16 protein-coding genes are annotated in these 15,618 nt (G+C 71.6%); 13 read left to right on the top strand and 3 right to left on the bottom strand.

The annotated features are described in order from the left end of the window. Positions 1-69: 69 nt before the first annotated feature. Positions 70-972, top strand: a complete 903-nt coding sequence (locus ACGFIO_RS19635; protein ID WP_392827688.1) for a serine protein kinase RIO — start codon at positions 70-72, stop codon at positions 970-972. A 61-nt stretch (positions 973-1,033) separates the two neighbouring features. Here ACGFIO_RS19635 and ACGFIO_RS19630 read toward each other — a convergent pair whose 3' ends face one another. Beyond that, complete coding sequence (locus tag ACGFIO_RS19630; RefSeq protein WP_392827687.1) at positions 1,034-1,279, bottom strand: DUF2630 family protein; 246 nt, start codon at positions 1,277-1,279, stop codon at positions 1,034-1,036. 90 nt (positions 1,280-1,369) lie between these two features. Between ACGFIO_RS19630 and ACGFIO_RS19625 the strand changes: the two genes are divergently transcribed. After that, a complete protein-coding gene (locus ACGFIO_RS19625; protein ID WP_392827686.1) occupies positions 1,370-2,113 on the top strand; it encodes a class I SAM-dependent methyltransferase in 744 nt (247 codons plus the stop codon). On the opposite strand, the gene ACGFIO_RS19620 is transcribed toward ACGFIO_RS19625, so the two are convergent. Next, positions 2,097-2,744, bottom strand: a complete 648-nt coding sequence (locus ACGFIO_RS19620) for an HAD family hydrolase (protein ID WP_392827685.1) — start codon at positions 2,742-2,744, stop codon at positions 2,097-2,099. The genes ACGFIO_RS19625 and ACGFIO_RS19620 overlap by 17 nt on opposite strands. A 174-nt stretch (positions 2,745-2,918) precedes the next feature. On the opposite strand from ACGFIO_RS19620, the gene ACGFIO_RS19615 reads away from it, so the two are divergent. The 9 genes from ACGFIO_RS19615 (at position 2,919) to ACGFIO_RS19575 (ending at position 8,627) form a co-directional block, all read left to right on the top strand. Continuing rightward, positions 2,919-3,491 carry a TetR/AcrR family transcriptional regulator gene (locus ACGFIO_RS19615; RefSeq protein ID WP_392827684.1) on the top strand — a complete coding sequence of 191 codons (573 nt, stop codon included), beginning with the start codon at positions 2,919-2,921 and terminating at the stop codon, positions 3,489-3,491. A 331-nt stretch (positions 3,492-3,822) separates the two neighbouring features. After that, positions 3,823-4,737 (top strand): TIGR04222 domain-containing membrane protein, encoded by a 915-nt coding sequence (locus tag ACGFIO_RS19610; RefSeq protein ID WP_392827683.1) that lies wholly within the window; start codon positions 3,823-3,825, stop codon positions 4,735-4,737. 73 nt (positions 4,738-4,810) lie between these two features. Further along, positions 4,811-5,635 (top strand): DUF692 domain-containing protein, encoded by an 825-nt coding sequence (locus ACGFIO_RS19605; RefSeq protein ID WP_392827682.1) that lies wholly within the window; start codon positions 4,811-4,813, stop codon positions 5,633-5,635. 137 nt (positions 5,636-5,772) lie between these two features. After that, positions 5,773-6,237 carry a hypothetical protein gene (locus ACGFIO_RS19600; RefSeq protein WP_392827816.1) on the top strand — a complete coding sequence of 155 codons (465 nt, stop codon included), beginning with the start codon at positions 5,773-5,775 and terminating at the stop codon, positions 6,235-6,237. 76 nt (positions 6,238-6,313) lie between these two features. Further along, positions 6,314-7,075, top strand: a complete 762-nt coding sequence (locus ACGFIO_RS19595) for an SDR family oxidoreductase (RefSeq protein ID WP_392827681.1) — start codon at positions 6,314-6,316, stop codon at positions 7,073-7,075. After that, positions 7,072-7,620 (top strand): G/U mismatch-specific DNA glycosylase, encoded by a 549-nt coding sequence (gene mug / locus ACGFIO_RS19590; protein ID WP_392827680.1) that lies wholly within the window; start codon positions 7,072-7,074, stop codon positions 7,618-7,620. Before ACGFIO_RS19595 ends, mug begins: the two co-directional genes overlap by 4 nt. A gap of 44 nt (positions 7,621-7,664) precedes the next feature. Then, on the top strand, positions 7,665-7,850 hold the full coding sequence (locus ACGFIO_RS19585; RefSeq protein ID WP_392827679.1) for a hypothetical protein: 186 nt from the start codon (positions 7,665-7,667) through the stop codon (positions 7,848-7,850). A 21-nt stretch (positions 7,851-7,871) separates the two neighbouring features. After that, positions 7,872-8,345 (top strand): molybdenum cofactor biosysynthesis protein, encoded by a 474-nt coding sequence (locus ACGFIO_RS19580; RefSeq protein WP_392827678.1) that lies wholly within the window; start codon positions 7,872-7,874, stop codon positions 8,343-8,345. Positions 8,346-8,438: 93 nt separating this feature from the next. Then, positions 8,439-8,627 carry a hypothetical protein gene (locus ACGFIO_RS19575; protein WP_392827677.1) on the top strand — a complete coding sequence of 63 codons (189 nt, stop codon included), beginning with the start codon at positions 8,439-8,441 and terminating at the stop codon, positions 8,625-8,627. A 271-nt stretch (positions 8,628-8,898) separates the two neighbouring features. Here the strand turns inward: ACGFIO_RS19575 and acnA are convergent, their stop codons facing one another. Further along, the gene (gene acnA / locus ACGFIO_RS19570; RefSeq protein ID WP_392827676.1) at positions 8,899-11,670 is read right to left on the bottom strand and encodes an aconitate hydratase AcnA; all 2,772 of its coding nucleotides are present in this window, start codon (positions 11,668-11,670) and stop codon (positions 8,899-8,901) included. Positions 11,671-11,877: 207 nt separating this feature from the next. Here acnA and ACGFIO_RS19565 point away from each other — a divergent pair, with 207 nt between their 5' ends. Continuing rightward, positions 11,878-12,267: a hypothetical protein gene (locus ACGFIO_RS19565; RefSeq protein WP_392827675.1), complete on the top strand. Its 390-nt coding sequence runs from the start codon at positions 11,878-11,880 to the stop codon at positions 12,265-12,267. A gap of 33 nt (positions 12,268-12,300) precedes the next feature. Further along, the gene (pulA, locus tag ACGFIO_RS19560; RefSeq protein ID WP_392827674.1) at positions 12,301-15,549 is read left to right on the top strand and encodes a pullulanase-type alpha-1,6-glucosidase; all 3,249 of its coding nucleotides are present in this window, start codon (positions 12,301-12,303) and stop codon (positions 15,547-15,549) included. Positions 15,550-15,618 lie beyond the last annotated feature (69 nt).

The raw sequence follows: 15,618 nt of genomic DNA, 5'->3' as shown, positions 1-15,618 counted from the left end.
AGACATGGCCGTCTTTGTCCTTTGCCGTGCCCTGATTCCCCTGAACTCTTTCTCCGAGGAGACCCTGAAGTGCGCGAGCACACCATGCGCCATGGCAAGCGTAAGTTCGACGACGACAACGAGTCGCAATTCCTGAAGTGGAGCGCGGGCGAACCGCAGCTCAAAGAAGATCCTGACCGGCCCGACGAGGGCGACCGCTGGTCGACCTGGGACGGCGCGTTGCACGGTCCGGAGCCACGGCCCGACTGGGTACGCACCGAGCACGCCGCCGTCGACGCCGAACTCGGCATTCTCAAGACCGGCAAGGAAGCCGACGTCTACCTGGTCCGGCGCTACATTCCGGGCACCGACAGGGTCAGCGTGCTGGCGGCCAAGCGCTACCGGGACGGCGAGCACCGGCTCTTCCACCGCGACGCCGGCTACCTCGAAGGGCGGCGGATGCGCCGCTCGCGCGAGAACCGGGCCATGTCGAACCGGTCGTCGTTCGGCAAGGAGCTGATCGCCGGGCAGTGGGCCGCCGCCGAGTTCGGGGCGCTGTCCCACCTGTGGGAGGTGGGCCAGGAGAGCGGGCTGATCCGGGTGCCGTACCCGGTCCAGCTGATCGGCACCGAGCTGCTGCTGGAGTTCATCGGCGACTGGGACACCGGCGAGGCGGCTCCGCGCCTGGCACAGGTCCGCGCGGATAAGGCCGAGCTCGAGGATCTGTGGCTGCAGATGGTGGAGGCGCTGTCGGTGCTGGCCCGGGTGCAGGTGGCGCACGGTGACCTGTCGCCGTACAACACCCTGGTCCACGACGGGCGGCTGGTGCTGATCGACCTGCCGCAGATCATCGACGTGGTCGCCAACCCGCAGGGCGCCGACTTCATCGCCCGGGACGTGAAGAACGTGGCGGCCTGGTTCACCAGCCGCGGCGTGGCGACCGACACCGAAGGCTTGATCGAACGCCTGCTCTACGAGGCGGGGTTGCGGTGACCCGCCGGAAGCGTGTGCGGCCGCGGCCACCCAGTCCGAGGTGGCCCCGGCCGCGACCACGTCACTGGAGGTAGCCCTCCACCTCCGACACACTGTGCGCCTGCTCGGCGTTCGGGTCGTTTCCCACCTCGCGGGCGGCCCGGCGCCGGCGCAGCAGGTCCCAGCACTGGTCGAGGCCCTCCTCGAGCTCCTTGAGCCGGGTGTGTTCCTCGTCGGTGCCGATCTCGCCGCGACCCACCGCCTGGCGCAGCTTGTGCTCCTCGTCGACCAGCTCATGGATCCGGCCGAGCACAGTTTTGTCATCCATGACCAGAGAGTATGGCGTGTTTCCGGACCCGGCCACGCCTCGCTCGTGGCCGGGTCAGGAAACACGCCTTCATCCGGGAGAATCACCGGCATGACGCTGTACCAGGGTGCCGCCGAGCACTACGTGCGGGGACGGCGGGACTATCCGGCCTTTCTGGGCGAGGCGATCCGGGACGCGCTCGGGCTGGACGGGACCGGGCGGCTGCTCGACGTCGGGTGCGGGCCGGGCAAGCTGACCACCCTGCTGGCGCCGCACTTCGCCGAGGCGGTGGGGGTGGACGCCGACCCGGGCATGATCGAGGTGGCCGCGGCCAACCACCCGCGGATCAGCTGGCACCGGGTGAACGCCGAGGATCTGCCGGCCGGGCTGGGCACGTTCCGGTGCGTGACGTTCGCGCAGTCGTTCCACTGGATGGATCAGCCGCTGGTGGCCGCGCGGGTGCGCGACATGATCGAGCCGGGCGGCCGCTGGGTGCACGTCGCCGCGCAGACGCATCGCGGCCACGAGAGTGACGTTCCGTGGGACCGCGTCGAAGATCTCGTCGAGGGGTACGCCGGCGACACGATCCAGCCCGGCGCCTCGAAGAGCGGCGAGGAGGACGTGATGCGTGCGGCCGGCTACCACGGCCCGGAGCGCATCGTGCTGCCGTGGGGCGAGGAGGTGTCGAGGTCGGTCGACGAGGTGGTGTCGGCGGTGTTCTCACTGTCCTGGGCGGCACCGCACCTGTTCGGCGACGATCTGCCCGCCTTCGAGCGGGACCTGCGGGACCTGCTGGGCTCCGGCCCGTACACCGAAAGAATGTATGAGATCGAAACTGTTATCTGGTGGCCATGACGGCGGACAGGCCCTGGATGATGTTGCCGACCACGCGGGTGGGGGCGTAACGGTTGTCCACCCACTCGCGGCCGCGGTGCAGCCAGACACTGGGCAGGCCCATCGCCGCCGCCCCGCCGATGTCGGCCTCGGGGCTGTCGCCGACCACCCAGGCGCCGCCCAGTCGCATGCGGACCCGCTGAGCCGCCATCGCGAAGATCCGCGGGTTGGGCTTGCTCACCCCGGCCTGCTCGGAGATCACCCATCCGGCGACGTAGCGGTCCAGCCCGGTACGCCGGATCCGGCTCTCCTGCGCCTCGGCCGGCCCGTTGGTGACGACCACCGGCACCCAGCCCGCGTCGCCGGAGATCTGCAGCGCGCAGGCGACCAGCGGGTCGAGCTTCTCGTAGGCCAGCGGGCCCTCGTGCAGCTCCTCGAGCAGGTCGATCGACGGGACGTCGAGCTCATACCGGTCGCGGATGGCGTCGGCCACGTCCCAGCGAGAAGTCAGACCATCGGCGTCGACGGAGAGTAGCCAGTCGAGCTCGTCGGCCGGTGCGCCGATCTCGTCCAGGAATCCCTTCGCCCACAACCGGAAGGCACCGCTGCGGTCGAGCAGGGTGTCGTCCAGAGCCAGGAAGACGAGGGGCACCCGCGCACTTTACGTGAGTGAGTACTGCGGCCGACAGCCCGAGTGTGTTAACAAACCAGGGTCCAGATGGTGGAATTCGCACCATCCGGGCAGCCGGCCCGGGCGCGACACGGTCACCGGCAAGCCGTACGTACGGATTGCAACGGGCCGGACGCGCGTGACACGATCGACGCCGTGCCCAGGGTGAGCCAGGATCAGCTCGACGCCCGCCGCCACGAGATCCTCGCCGCGGCGCGTGGCTGTTTCGCGCGCTTCGGGTACGAGGGTGCCACAGTCCGCCGCCTGGAGGACGCCACCGGCCTGTCCCGCGGCGCGATCTTCCACCACTTCCGCGACAAGGACTCGCTGTTCCTGGCCGTCGCCGAGGACGACGCGGTGGCCATGGCCCAGACCGTCGCGGCCGACGGCCTGGTCCAGGTGATGCGCGATCTGCTCGAACGGGCGGGTAGTGGCGACACCGCCGGGTGGCTAGGCAGTCAGCTCGAGGTGTCCCGGCGGCTGCGGACCGACCCGGCGTTCGCCAAACGCTGGGCCGAGCGGTCGGCCGCGATCGCCGAGGCCACCCGCGAGCGCCTGGCCCGGCAGCGGGAGGCCGGCGTGCTCCGCGACGACGTCCCGCTCGAGGTGCTGACCCAGTTCCTGGAGCTGGCGTACGACGGCATGGTCCTGCACCTGGCCACCGGCCGGCCGCCGGGCGAGCTGAGCCGGGTGCTCGATCTGGTCGAGGAAGCCGTCCGCAAGCGCTGACCAGGCACACCGTACGGTGGACCCCTCCCGTGACTCTGAACCGCACAATGGGGCGGGGAGGTCGAGCGCTCCGGGTACGGAACCACGAACGAGCAGCGGACCCTGGCCCGGAGGTGGGCGCTGCTGCCCGCGGCCGAGGCCGAGATCCAGCGGGTCGGTGCGGGCGGGCCCGCTCAGCGGCGGCGGCAGCAGCGGTTCGTGCGGCGGTGGCGGCTCCTGCGGGGGCGGCGGCTGCGGCGGTGGCTGTGTCGGCTGACATCCGCCCTGCTCACCGGCCATTTGCGAGCTACTGCACAATGAGGCCAGCAGGCAACTGAGAGGGGGGTTTCAGATGCAGTACTACGCAGCACCCACGGACACCTGGGGTATCCCCGGACCCACCTTCGTCGGCTACTACGTGGTGGCCGTCATCGCCGCGGCGCTGATCGCCTGGGTCGCCCGGCGCATCCTCTTCGCCGGGCCGTCCGGCGACACCCGCCTGACCCTGGCGCCGCAGCAGGTCGCCTACCTCAACGGCCGCGACAACCTGGCCGTCTACGCCTCCCTCACCGGACTCCGCGCGGCCGGTGTGCTGACCAGCGGGGCGGGCGGCTTCCTGCAGGTCGCCGGGTCGATGCCGGCCGGTCTGACCCCGCTCGACGTGGCCGTCTACAACGCGGCCGGGCGTGGCGTCCGCACCCGTGACCTCAACCAGGACCAGCACGTCCGGTCGGCCCTCGACCAGCTCCGCGAGAGCGTGGAACGGACCGGCTACGCCACCACGGCGAGCCAGCGGTCGATGGCCCGGCTGTGGGCGTGCCTGCCGGTCGCGGTGGTGCTGCTCGGCGTGGCCCGCATGATCGCCGGCGTGCAGAACGGCAAGGCGGTCGGCAACCTCACCCTGCTCTTGGTGGTCGCCGTGATCGCGGCCATCCTGGCGCTGGTCCGGGCCAACCGCGGCGCCACCTACGCCACCGGCAAGGCACTGCGCCAGTTGCGCAAGGACAACCAGCACCTGGCGCCGCGGATGTCGCCGTCGCTGACCACCTACGGCGCGTCGACCGCGGCCATGGGCGTCGGGCTGTTCGGCGCGGCGTCGCTCTACGCGATGGACCCGGCGTTCGCGGCCGACGCGGAGATCCGGCGCAACATCGGCACCGACGCGTCGGGAGGCGGTTCCTCCTGCTCCAGTGGCAGCTCGTGCAGCGGCGGCAGCTCGTGCGGGGGCGGCGGCGGTGGTTGCGGTGGCGGCGGGTGCGGCGGATGAGCACAGCCAGCGGGTGCGGGGTCGGCGGCGTGCGCATCCTCGGCGGTGGTCACGGCGGCGGAAGGTGCGGCGGATGAGCACGATCGGTGAGTACGGGGTGGGCATCGGCTGGCGGCCGGAGATCGCCGGCTTCGTCGCCGGGCTGCCCGGTCTGCGGTTCGCCGAGGTCGTGGCCGAGTCCGTGCACGACCACGACGACCTGCCGGCCGGGCTGGGCGAGCTGCTGGCCCACGGGGTGGCGGTCGTGCCGCACGGCGTACGGCTGTCGCTCGGCGGCGCCGAACCGGTCGAGCCGGCCCGGGTCACCCACCTCGCCCAGGTCGCCGAACGGCTGGGCGCGCCCCTGGTCAGCGAGCACATCGCGTTCGTCCGGGCCGGCGGTGTCGAGGCCGGCCACCTGCTGCCGATCCCGCGCAGCCGCGAGTCGGTGGACGCGGTCGTCGCCAACGTGAAGCGCACCCAGGCCGAGCTGAGCGTGCCGATCGCGCTGGAACCGATCGCCGCGATCTTCGACTGGCCGGACAACCACCTCGACGAGGGCGACTTCCTCACCGAGATCCTGGAGCGGACCGGCGCCCTGCTCCTGCTGGACGTGGCCAACGTCTACGCCAACGCGATCAACCGGGGCACCGAGCCGGCCGCGCTGTTCGACCGGATCCCGCTGGAGCGCGTCGCCTACGTGCACGTGGCCGGCGGCGCCGAACACGACGGCGTCTACCACGACACGCACACCGACGCGGTCCCGCCGGTGGTGTTCGACCTGGTGGCCGAGCTGTGCGCCCGGCACCGGCCGCCGGCCCTGATGCTCGAACGCGACGGCCAGTACCCGCCGGCCGACGCCCTGCGCCAGGAACTCGACGCCATCGCCAAGGCGTCCGGCTACCCGGCCGTCACATGACCGCCACCGACCGCGAGCACGGCCGTCGCGTCGCCTCAGCCGACCGCGACCGGCTGCCCGGCCGTCACGTGAGCGGCGGCGGTGACAGTGGTAGCCGGGAGCGGCATCCGGATCCCGGACACCGCTCGGGGCTACCACTGGAGGGGGAGGGTGACCACCCGGGACAACCCGGTGGGGCGGCACCGGGCCTGGCCGAACGCCAAGCTCAGCTTGTTGCCACGCTCACCTCTGGTGCGCCCGTACCCGATGGCTTTGATCCTCGTCTGATCGAGACCGCGCGAGTCGCGCTGCTCCGCAAGCGTGCCGGTGAGGTCGCGAAATCGTGGCCGGCGCTGGCGGCGTCGCACGGCCTCCGGTGGCACCGGGCCTTCGCGGCGTGGGCGTCCGGGCGGCCGACGCAGGGGTCGTTCCGGGACGGCTGGGACCTCGCGCGGTCGCTCACCCTGCGACCGGACGCGGCCGAGGAACTGGCGGCACGGGAGGCGGCCTATGTGTACGACGGGAGCGCCCCGCCGCGCCCGCGCCGGCTGCCGGCCCTGCGCCGCGGCGACGGCAGCGTGATCATCCAGGTCGCCGGCCGGGTCCGGATCCTGCGCCGATAACGGCCCGAACCCGGGGGGCGCTCTGGGCCACGCCGCGGCCCCGGCCGGACTGCGAACCACAGCCTAGGCTGGGAGCATGGATCTCGGGCTGCGTGACCGCGTCTTCGTCCTCACCGGGGCGTCCAAGGGCCTGGGGTATGCCACGGCCGAGGCGCTGGTCGCCGACGGCGCGCGGGTGGTCGTCTCGTCCCGTTCGGCCGAGCAGGTCTCGGCCGCTGTCACCCGGCTCGGGCCGCTCGCCCACGGTGTCGCCGCCGACCTGGCCGCTCCCGCCACGCCGGAGTTGCTGGTCGGCGCGGCGACGGAACAGTTCGGGCGCTTCGACGGGGCGCTGATCTCGGTCGGCGGCCCCCGGCTCGGCTCGGCCGCCTCGATCGACGACGCGGACTGGCGGGCGGCGTTCGAGACCGTCTTCCTCGGGACGGTCCGCGCCGCCCGGGTCTTCGCCGCCGCGCTGGCCACGCGCGGCGGCGGTGCGGTCGGCCTGGTGCTGTCCCGCTCGACCCGCGAGCCGGTGCGCGGGCTGGGCATCTCCAACGGCTTCCGGCCCGGTCTCGCCGGCGTCGCCAAAGACCTGTCCGACGAGTACGGGCCCAGCGACGTCCGCTTCGTCGGCCTGCTGCCCGGCTCCATCCTCACCGACCGCAACCGCCAGCGATTCGAGGCGACCGGCGACGCCGAGCGGGCGTCCGCCGACGCGGTCGCCGAGGTCCCGCTCCGGCGCCTCGGCGAGCCGGCCGAGTTCGGCCGGGTGGCGGCGTTCTGCCTGTCCCCGGCGGCGAGCTACCTGACCGGCATCACCGTGCCGGTCGACGGCGGCGCCCTCCGCGGCCTGTGAAACCCACCCGCGCCGACCTGGCCGCCGCGGCCGGCCGGACCATCCCCGATCTGGCCGGCCCCGGCCTGCGCGTGCTGTTCTCGGGCATCAACCCCAGCCTCTACTCGGCCGCCACCGGGCACCACTTCGCCCGGCCGGGCAACCGGTTCTGGCCGGCGCTGCACCGGTCCGGCTTCACCGGCCGGCTCCTGCATCCGTCCGAACAGGGGGAACTGCCGGCGCTCGGGCTGGGCATCACCAACGTGGTCGCGCGGGCCACCGCCCGGGCCGACGAACTCGCGCCGGCCGAACTCGTCGCGGGCGGCGAGATCCTGTCGGGGCTGGTCGCGCGGTGGCGCCCCCGATATCTGGCGGTGCTCGGGGTGACCGCCTACCGCACAGCCTTCGCCCGCCGGGGCGCGGCGGTCGGCCCGCAGGCCGAGACGTTCGGCGACACCCGGCTGTGGATCCTGCCCAACCCGAGTGGCCTGAACGCCCACTACCAGATCGACGACCTGGCGACCGAGTTCGCCCGCCTCCGTTCCGCCGCCGAGGCGCGGCCGTGACCGTGCCGCTCGCCGTCGCTCCGTTCCTCCGCCGAGGTGCGGGCATGACCGTGTCGCTCGCCGTCGCTCCGTTCCTCCGCCGAGGTGCGGGCATGACCGTGTCGGCCGCCGTCGCTCCGCTTCGGCGCCGAGGTGCGGGCATGACCGTGTCGCTCGCCGTCGCTCCGCTGCGGCGCCGAGGCGCGGCCATGACCTGTCGCTCGCCGGCGGCCGTCGAGGTGTGGCCATGACCGTGTCGCTGGGGCGTGACCATGGCCGCTGAGATCGTGCAGTTGCTCGCGTCGCCGGCGCACCGCTTCGAGGGCCGGCCCATCGACGGCCCCGCACCCGCCCCGCCCGGCGAGGTCGTCACCGAGATCCACGTCCGGGCCGGCCTGGGCATCGTCGGTGACCGCTACTTCAACCGGCCGGCCCACCGCGACGCGAGCGTCACCCTGATCGCCCGCGAATCCCTGCCGCCCGGCATCGACCTCACCCACGTTCGCCGCAACATCCTGACCAGCGGCATCGCCGTGGACGACCTGGTCGGTCGCACACTGTGCCTGGACTCGGGCGATGGCCCGGTGTGCCTGGAGGTCCGCCGGCGCGCCAACCCCTGCGCCTGGATGGACGTGACCATCGCGCCCGGTGCGTGGCGCGAGCTCCGCGGGCGGGGTGGCATCCGCTGCGTCCCGGTCAACGACGGCGTCCTGCGGTCCGGGCCGGTCACGGTGGAGGTCCGCTGAACGGATTCGACCGGTCATGCTGTTTCTGATCGAGGCCGACTGTCTGATCCGGCTGGACGCGCTGCGGCAGCGAGCGGCGCCATCGAGGAGGTCATGAACTCGCGGCGGGGGCCGGAGCCGCCCGATCGAGTGGACGGCTATGTGTTCGGCGTCGGCACGGTGTCGCCGCTGGGTTACACCGGTCATGGCCTGCCGCGGATGTTCGGTAGCCGGTCGCGGGCGGGCTGGGCGCACGTCAACATCGTGATCGTAGCCATCGTGAGCTCGATCATGGCGTCGTGAGACCCGGGCTGCGGCAGACGAAAGGCGCGCCGGGAGAAGCAAGACCGTGGAGAGACGTAAGGCGCGTCGAGATGTAAGGCGCGCCGCGGGACGTTAGGCCGCCGGGAGGCGAAGGCGGGCGGGAGGCGAAGGCGCAGACCGGGGAGTCGAAGCCGAGCGAGCCCGACGGTGGCGCGCCGGGAGATGTGAGGCGGGCGAGGAGATGTGATTCGGGCCGGGAACGGCGACGGCCCGCCGTCCCGCGAGGGGCGACGGGCCGTCGGGGCCGCGCTCAGCTGGTGAGCATCTTGCGGAGGACGTACTGGAGGATGCCGCCGTGGCGGTAGTAGTCGGCCTCGCCCGGAGTGTCGATGCGGACGTCGGCGTCGAACTCCACGCCCGTGTCGGTGCGGACGGTGACCGTGGACGGGATGTCGCCGTCGTTGAGGGCCGTCACGCCGGTGATGGTGAAGGTCTCGGTGCCGGTCAAGCCGAGCGTCTCGGCGCTGGTCTTGGGCGGGAACTGCAGCGGCAGGACGCCCATGCCGATCAGGTTGGAGCGGTGGATGCGCTCGTACGACTCGGCGATCACCGCGCGCACCCCGAGGAGCATGGTGCCCTTGGCCGCCCAGTCGCGGGACGAGCCGGAGCCGTACTCCTTGCCGGCCAGGATGACCAGCGGCACCCCGGCTTCCTGGTAGGCCACCGACGCGTCGTAGATGGTGGTCTGGTCGCCGGTCAGGTGGTTGATCGTGAAGCCGCCCTCGACGCCGGGCACCAGCTGGTTGCGGAGCCGGATGTTGGCGAAGGTGCCGCGGATCATCACCTCGTGGTTGCCGCGCCGCGAGCCGTAGCTGTTGAAGTCACGCCGCTCGACACCGTGCTCGGCCAGGTACTTACCGGCGGGGGAGTCGGGTTTGATCGAGCTGGCGGGCGAGATGTGGTCGGTCGTGACGGAGTCGCCGAGCTTGGCCAGCACGCGCGCACCCGAGATGTCGGAGACATCGGAGGGTGAGGCGGCCATGCCCTCGAAGTACGGGGGCTTACGGACGTACGTGGAGTCGGAAGCCCACGAGAACGTGTCACCGGTCGGGGTGGGCAGCGACTGCCACTGCTCGTCGCCCGCGAAGACGTCGGAGTAGGCCGACGAGAAGCCGGACGCGCCGATGGCCGAGGCGATGACGTCGTCGATCTCCTTGGCGCTGGGCCAGATGTCGCTGAGGTGGACCGGCTGGCCGTCCGATCCGGTGCCCAGCGGCTCGGTGGTGATGTCCAGGTCCATCGTGCCGGCCAGGGCGTACGCGACCACGAGGGGCGGCGAGGCCAAGTAGTTCATCTTGACGTCGGGGTTGATGCGGCCCTCGAAGTTGCGGTTGCCGGAGAGCACCGACACCGCGGTCAGGTCGTTCTCGTTGACCGCGGCCGAGATCGCCTCGGGCAGCGGGCCGGAGTTGCCGATGCAGGTGGTGCAGCCGTAGCCGACCAGGTTGAAACCGAGCTTGTCGAGGTAGGGCGTGAGGCCGGCCCGGTCGTAGTAGTCCATGACCACCTTGGACCCGGGGGCCAGGGTCGTCTTGACCCACGGCTTGCGGGTCAGGCCCCGGTCGACGGCGTTCTTGGCCAGCAGCGCCGCGCCGATCATGACCTGCGGGTTCGAGGTGTTGGTGCAGGACGTGATGGCGGCGATGACGACCGCGCCGTGGTCCAGCTCGAACTCCACACCGTCGTCACCGGTCACCCGCACCGGGTTGGACGGGCGGCCGTCGGCGCCGGTCGCTGCGGAGAAGATGTGTGGCTTGTCGGAATTATCCGATACATGATTCGCGGGCGGGTCGGACGCGGGGAACGACTCCTCGGAGGCCTCATCGGCCGCGCCGGTGGCGGAGACGTAATTGGTCAGCGCATCCCGGAACATCGGCTTCGCGTTGTTCAGCGGCACCCGGTCCTGCGGCCGCTTCGGCCCGGCCAGCGACGGCACGATCGTGGAGAGGTCGAGCTCCAGCCGCTCGGAGTACTCCGGCTCGGCGGACGGGTCGAGCCACAGGCCCTGACGCTTGGCGTACGCCTCGACGAGGGCCACCTGAGCCTCGGAACGACCCGTGAGCTGCAGGTATTTGATGGTCTCCTGGTCGATCGGGAAGATCGCGACGGTCGAGCCGTACTCCGGCGACATGTTGCCGATCGTGGCCCGGTTGGCCAGCGGCACGGCCGACACACCGGGGCCGTAGAACTCGACGAACTTGCTGACCACCCCGTGCTCACGCAGCATCTCGGTGATCGTGAGGACCAGGTCGGTGGCGGTGGTGCCGGCCGGCATCTCGCCGGACAGCTTGAAGCCGACGACCCGCGGGATCAGCATGCTGACCGGCTGGCCGAGCATGGCCGCCTCGGCCTCGATGCCGCCGACGCCCCAGCCCAGCACGCCCAGGCCGTTGACCATCGTGGTGTGCGAGTCGGTGCCGACGACCGTGTCGGGATAGGCCTGGCCGTTGCGCTCCATGATCGTGCGGGCCAGGTATTCGATGTTGACCTGGTGCACGATGCCGGTGCCGGGCGGGACGACCTTGAACTCGTTGAACGCGGTCTGGCCCCAGCGCAGGAACTGGTAGCGCTCGCGGTTGCGCTGGTATTCGAGCTCGACGTTGCGCTGGAACGCGTCCTCGCGGCCGAACAGGTCGGCGATCACCGAGTGGTCGATGACCAGTTCGGCCGGGGCGAGGGGGTTGACCTTGGACGGGTCGCCGCCGAGGTCGCGGACGGCCTCGCGCATGGTGGCCAGGTCGACGACGCAGGGGACGCCGGTGAAGTCCTGCATCAGCACCCGGGCCGGCGTGAACTGGATCTCGACGCTCGGGTCGGCCGACGAATCCCAGCCGCCCAGGGCGCGGATGTGGTCGGCGGTGATGTTCGCGCCGTCCTCGGTCCGCAGCAGGTTCTCCAGCAGGATCTTCAGGGAGTAGGGCAGCCGATCGTGGCCCTCCACCTTGTCGATCGTGAAAATCTCGTAGCTCGCGTCCCCGACGCGCAGCTCGCTCTTCGCACCAAAGGTGTCCAGGCTGGCCACGTTTCCGCTCCTTCCAACACCCGACCGTGAGTCGTCCTCATCAGTCTTTCGCACCGGTCACGGCCCAGTTCCAGTTAGGCCGACCTAACTCCGGGTTACCCGTCAAGCCTGTAAACCGTACGTCCGTCTTGTATTTTCCTGCAAGTCCGGGTGACAGTCGCACAAACGTGCGTTTGTCCTTGTCACGCTGTGGAAATATCGCGTTCCGTGAAGGCGATCACGGATCTGGACCACCTCACCGACTTCTTCGATCGGTACGGCTCGGCCCTGACCAGGGGCGACGTATCCGCGGTCGCGAACTGCTACGCGCTGCCGGGAATGGTGGTGGCCGACACGTACAGCTTCACGTTCACCTCGCCGGCCGCCGTGGCGCTCTCGTTCCTCGGCGCCGCCCCGGCGTACCAGGAGCAACAGATCGTGGCCGCGCACGCACAGATCCTGGACGTGCAGCGGCTCAGCGACGCCCTCGCGATGGTGGCGGTCGAGTGGGAATACCTCGACTCGTCGGGCGGCGCGGTGCCCGGTGAGAGCTACCGATACCTGGTCAGGGCGGACACCGACGGGCCACGAATCACCACCGTCATCGCGACACGATGAAGAATCGACCTACCCCGGTGTAATAGTGACCGGGTGACCACGACCGAGATCATCCCGGGCCGGACGAAACAGCACCTCAGCAGCCCCGAGTGGCTTGTCGTGCACTATCGCCGGGCGGACGGGGACTACTCGGCGTGGTCGTTGCACGCGTGGGGGGACATCGCGCCGGGCCAGATGACCGGTTACCCGCACGGGCATCCGTTCGCCGGCGAGGACGAGTGGGGCCGCTTCGCCTGGGTACGGCTGGCCGACGACGCGCGTGAGGTCGGCTTCCTGGTCGTGGACCGCTCCGGCGCCAAGGACGTGCCCGACGACCGGCACGTGGACCCGGGGGTGAGCCCCGAGATCTGGCTCACCGAGGGTGACGATCTTGTCGTTACCGAACCGCCCCCCGCGGCCGCCGTGAGCGAAGATGACGTCGTCATTCACTATCGGCGACCGGGCGGGGACTACGGCGGGTGGGGCCTCCACGCCTGGGAGGGGACCAGGACCAAACCCGTGTGGGGTACGCCCCTGAGCCCGCTTTCGCACGACAGCTTCGGGGCCGTGTTCCGGGTACCGGTGCGCCCGGACGCCGTCGGGTTGCGGTTCGTGCTGCACCGCGGCGACCACAAGGACCGGCCCGACGACCAGCGCCTCGACCTGACCGAGACCCGCGAGGTGTGGCTGCTGGCGGGCGAACGGGCACCGTTGCGCCCGGCCCTGCGTACCCTCGGACCCGAACTGGACCCGGCCCGGGCCCTCGCCGTCTTCGCCGACCGCACCACCATCGCCCTCCCACCCGAGCTCGCCGCCCAGGCCTCGACCTTCGCCCTGGTCGCGGCCCCGGGCGGCGGCGTACGCCGGGACGGCGGCGACCTGACCGGCGAGCACGCCACGCTGCCGCTCACCCCGCGCCCGGGCGGCCTCTTCCAGTCGCAGAGCATCAAGTTCCCGCACCTGCGCGCCTACGCGGCCTTCGCCGTCCGTGAGCTGGGCGCGAGCGCGCTGGCCGAGCTGCTGAGAGGGCAGCTGCTGGTGGCCGGGCGGGACGCCGGCGGCCGGCTGACCGTGCTGACCGCCGTGCAGTTACCGGGCGTGCTGGACGACCTCTACGCCGACGCGCGGGAGGCACCACTCGGGCCGGTGATCGACGAGGAGAAGCCGGTCCTGGCGGTGTGGGCGCCGACCGCCCGATCGGTGACGCTGGAGCTGTTCAAGACCCCGGACGACGAGCCCAAGCTGCTGCCGATGGACCGCGACCAGGTCACCGGCATCTGGTCGGTCGCCGGGAAGCGCAAGTGGCTGGGCCGCTACTACCGGTACCGGGTCGAGGTGTGGCACCCGGCGGCGCAGGCCGTGGTCACCACCAGCGTGACCGACCCGTACTCGGTCGGCCTGGCCGTCGACTCCACCCACAGCCTGATCGCCGACCTGGCCGACCCGGAACTGGCCCCGCCCGGCTGGGACGAGCCGGCCAAGCCACCCGCGGTCGAGCCGGCCCGGATGCAGATCGCCGAGGTGTCGGTCCGCGAGTTCTCGATCGCCGACCCGACCGTGCCGCCCGAGCAACGCGGCACCTACGCCGCGTTCACCGCCGACTCGGCCGGGATGCGCCACCTGCGCTCGCTGGCCGGCGCCGGGCTGACCCATCTGCATCTGCTGCCGGCCTTCGACTTCGCCAGCGTGCCGGACCGGCGGGCCGCTCAGGCCGTACCCCAATGTGATCTCGCGGCTCTGCCCCCGGACTCGTCCGAGCAGCAACGTGCGGTGCTGGCCGTCGCGGCCGAGGACGGCTGGAACTGGGGTTACGACCCGTGGCACTACACCGCGCCCGAGGGCAGCCTCGCGGTCCAGCCCGAGGGCGCCGCCCGGATCCGCGAGTTTCGCACCATGGTCGCCGCGCTCAACGCCGCCGGGCTGCGCGTGATCATGGACGTGGTCTACAACCACACCATGGCCGACGGCCTGCACCGGATGAGCGTGCTCGACCGCATCGTGCCCGGCTACTACCACCGGCTGCTCGCCGACGGCACCGTCGCCGAGTCCACCTGCTGCTCCAACACCGCGCCGGAACACATGATGATGGGCCGCCTGGTCGTCGACTCGGTGGTCACCTGGGCCCGCGACTACCACGTCGACGGGTTCCGCTTCGACCTGATGGGCCACCACCCGCGGGCCAACATCCTCGAGGTGCGGGTCGCGCTCGACCATCTGACGCCCGACGTCGAAGGCGTCAACGGCAAGGACATCTACCTGTACGGCGAGGGCTGGAACTTCGGCGAGGTGGCCTTCGACCAGCGATTCGCGCAGGCCACCCAGGCCAACATGGCCGGCACCGGCATCGGCACGTTCAACGACCGGCTGCGCGACGCCGTCCGCGGAGGCGGCGCGCACGGCGACCCGACCGTGCCCGGCTTCGCCTCCGGCCTCGGGGCCCGGACGCCGCTGTGGCTGCACGACTCGATCAAGGTCGGGCTGGCCGGCGGGCTGGCGGCGTACCGCTTCGTCACCCACGACGGCCACGAGCGGACCGGCGCGCAGGTCGACCACCACGGTTCGCCGAGCGGCTACGCGGCGGCGCCCGGGGAGTCGGTGATCTACGTGGACGCGCACGACAACGAGATCCTGTACGACGCGCTCGCGTACAAGCTGCCGGCCTCGCTGACCATCGAGGACCGGGCCCGCATGCAGATCCTGGCCCTGTCGACGGTGGTGCTCAGCCAGGGCGTCGGGTTCATCGCGCTGGGCAGCGAGCGCCTGCGGTCCAAGTCGCTGGACCGCAACTCGTACGACTCGGGCGACTGGTTCAACCAGATCCGCTGGGACCCGTCGACCGGCAACGGTTTCGGCCTGGGCCTGCCCCCCGCGCCGGACAACGCGGCGGTGTGGCACCTGGCCCGGCCGCTGCTCGCCGACCCGGGCCTGGTGCCGCCGCCGGCCGTCATCGAGATGACCGCCGAACGCTACCGGGAACTGCTCCGGATCCGCCGCGAGTCGCCGGTCTTCGGCCTGCCCACGGCCGAGGAGGTGCAGCACCGGCTGAGCTTCCCGCTCGGCGGACCGGCCGAGACCCCCGGCGTGATCGTCATGGACCTGGACGGCGACGGCCTCGACCAGCCGTGGCGCCGCCACGTGGTCGTCTTCAACGCCACGCCGTCGCCATTCACCCACGACGCCCCGCCCGGCCTGCGCCTGCACCCGCTGCTGGAGTCCTCGGCCGACCCGCTCGTCCGTGAGTCGGACGCCTCGGAGGGCCGGTTGGTCGTACCGGGACGGACCGTCGCCGTCTTCGTGGCCTAACGTCGCGGCATGACTGAGGTCGCTCAACGCCCGCCTCGACGCACCCGGCGGCCGGCGGATCACGATCAT

Source organism: Actinoplanes sp. NPDC049265 (assembly GCF_043197135.1).
In the GTDB taxonomy this organism is placed as follows: Bacteria; Actinomycetota; Actinomycetes; order Mycobacteriales; family Micromonosporaceae; genus Actinoplanes.
Note: the sequence above shows the minus strand (reverse complement) of the source record. Positions and strands in the feature narration are given on the sequence as shown.

What these genes read in the sequence shown, in the direction of transcription:
- ACGFIO_RS19630 (WP_392827687.1), bottom strand. Translation starts at nt 1,279, where the DNA reads ATGGATGACAAAACTGTGCTCGGCCGGATCCATGAGCTGGTCGACGAG.
- ACGFIO_RS19625 (WP_392827686.1), top strand. Translation starts at nt 1,370, where the DNA reads ATGACGCTGTACCAGGGTGCCGCCGAGCACTACGTGCGGGGACGGCGG.
- ACGFIO_RS19610 (WP_392827683.1), top strand. Translation starts at nt 3,823, where the DNA reads ATGCAGTACTACGCAGCACCCACGGACACCTGGGGTATCCCCGGACCC.
- ACGFIO_RS19605 (WP_392827682.1), top strand. Translation starts at nt 4,811, where the DNA reads ATGAGCACGATCGGTGAGTACGGGGTGGGCATCGGCTGGCGGCCGGAG.
- ACGFIO_RS19595 (WP_392827681.1), top strand. Translation starts at nt 6,314, where the DNA reads ATGGATCTCGGGCTGCGTGACCGCGTCTTCGTCCTCACCGGGGCGTCC.
- ACGFIO_RS19585 (WP_392827679.1), top strand. Translation starts at nt 7,665, where the DNA reads ATGACCGTGTCGCTCGCCGTCGCTCCGTTCCTCCGCCGAGGTGCGGGC.
- ACGFIO_RS19580 (WP_392827678.1), top strand. Translation starts at nt 7,872, where the DNA reads ATGGCCGCTGAGATCGTGCAGTTGCTCGCGTCGCCGGCGCACCGCTTC.
- ACGFIO_RS19575 (WP_392827677.1), top strand. Translation starts at nt 8,439, where the DNA reads ATGAACTCGCGGCGGGGGCCGGAGCCGCCCGATCGAGTGGACGGCTAT.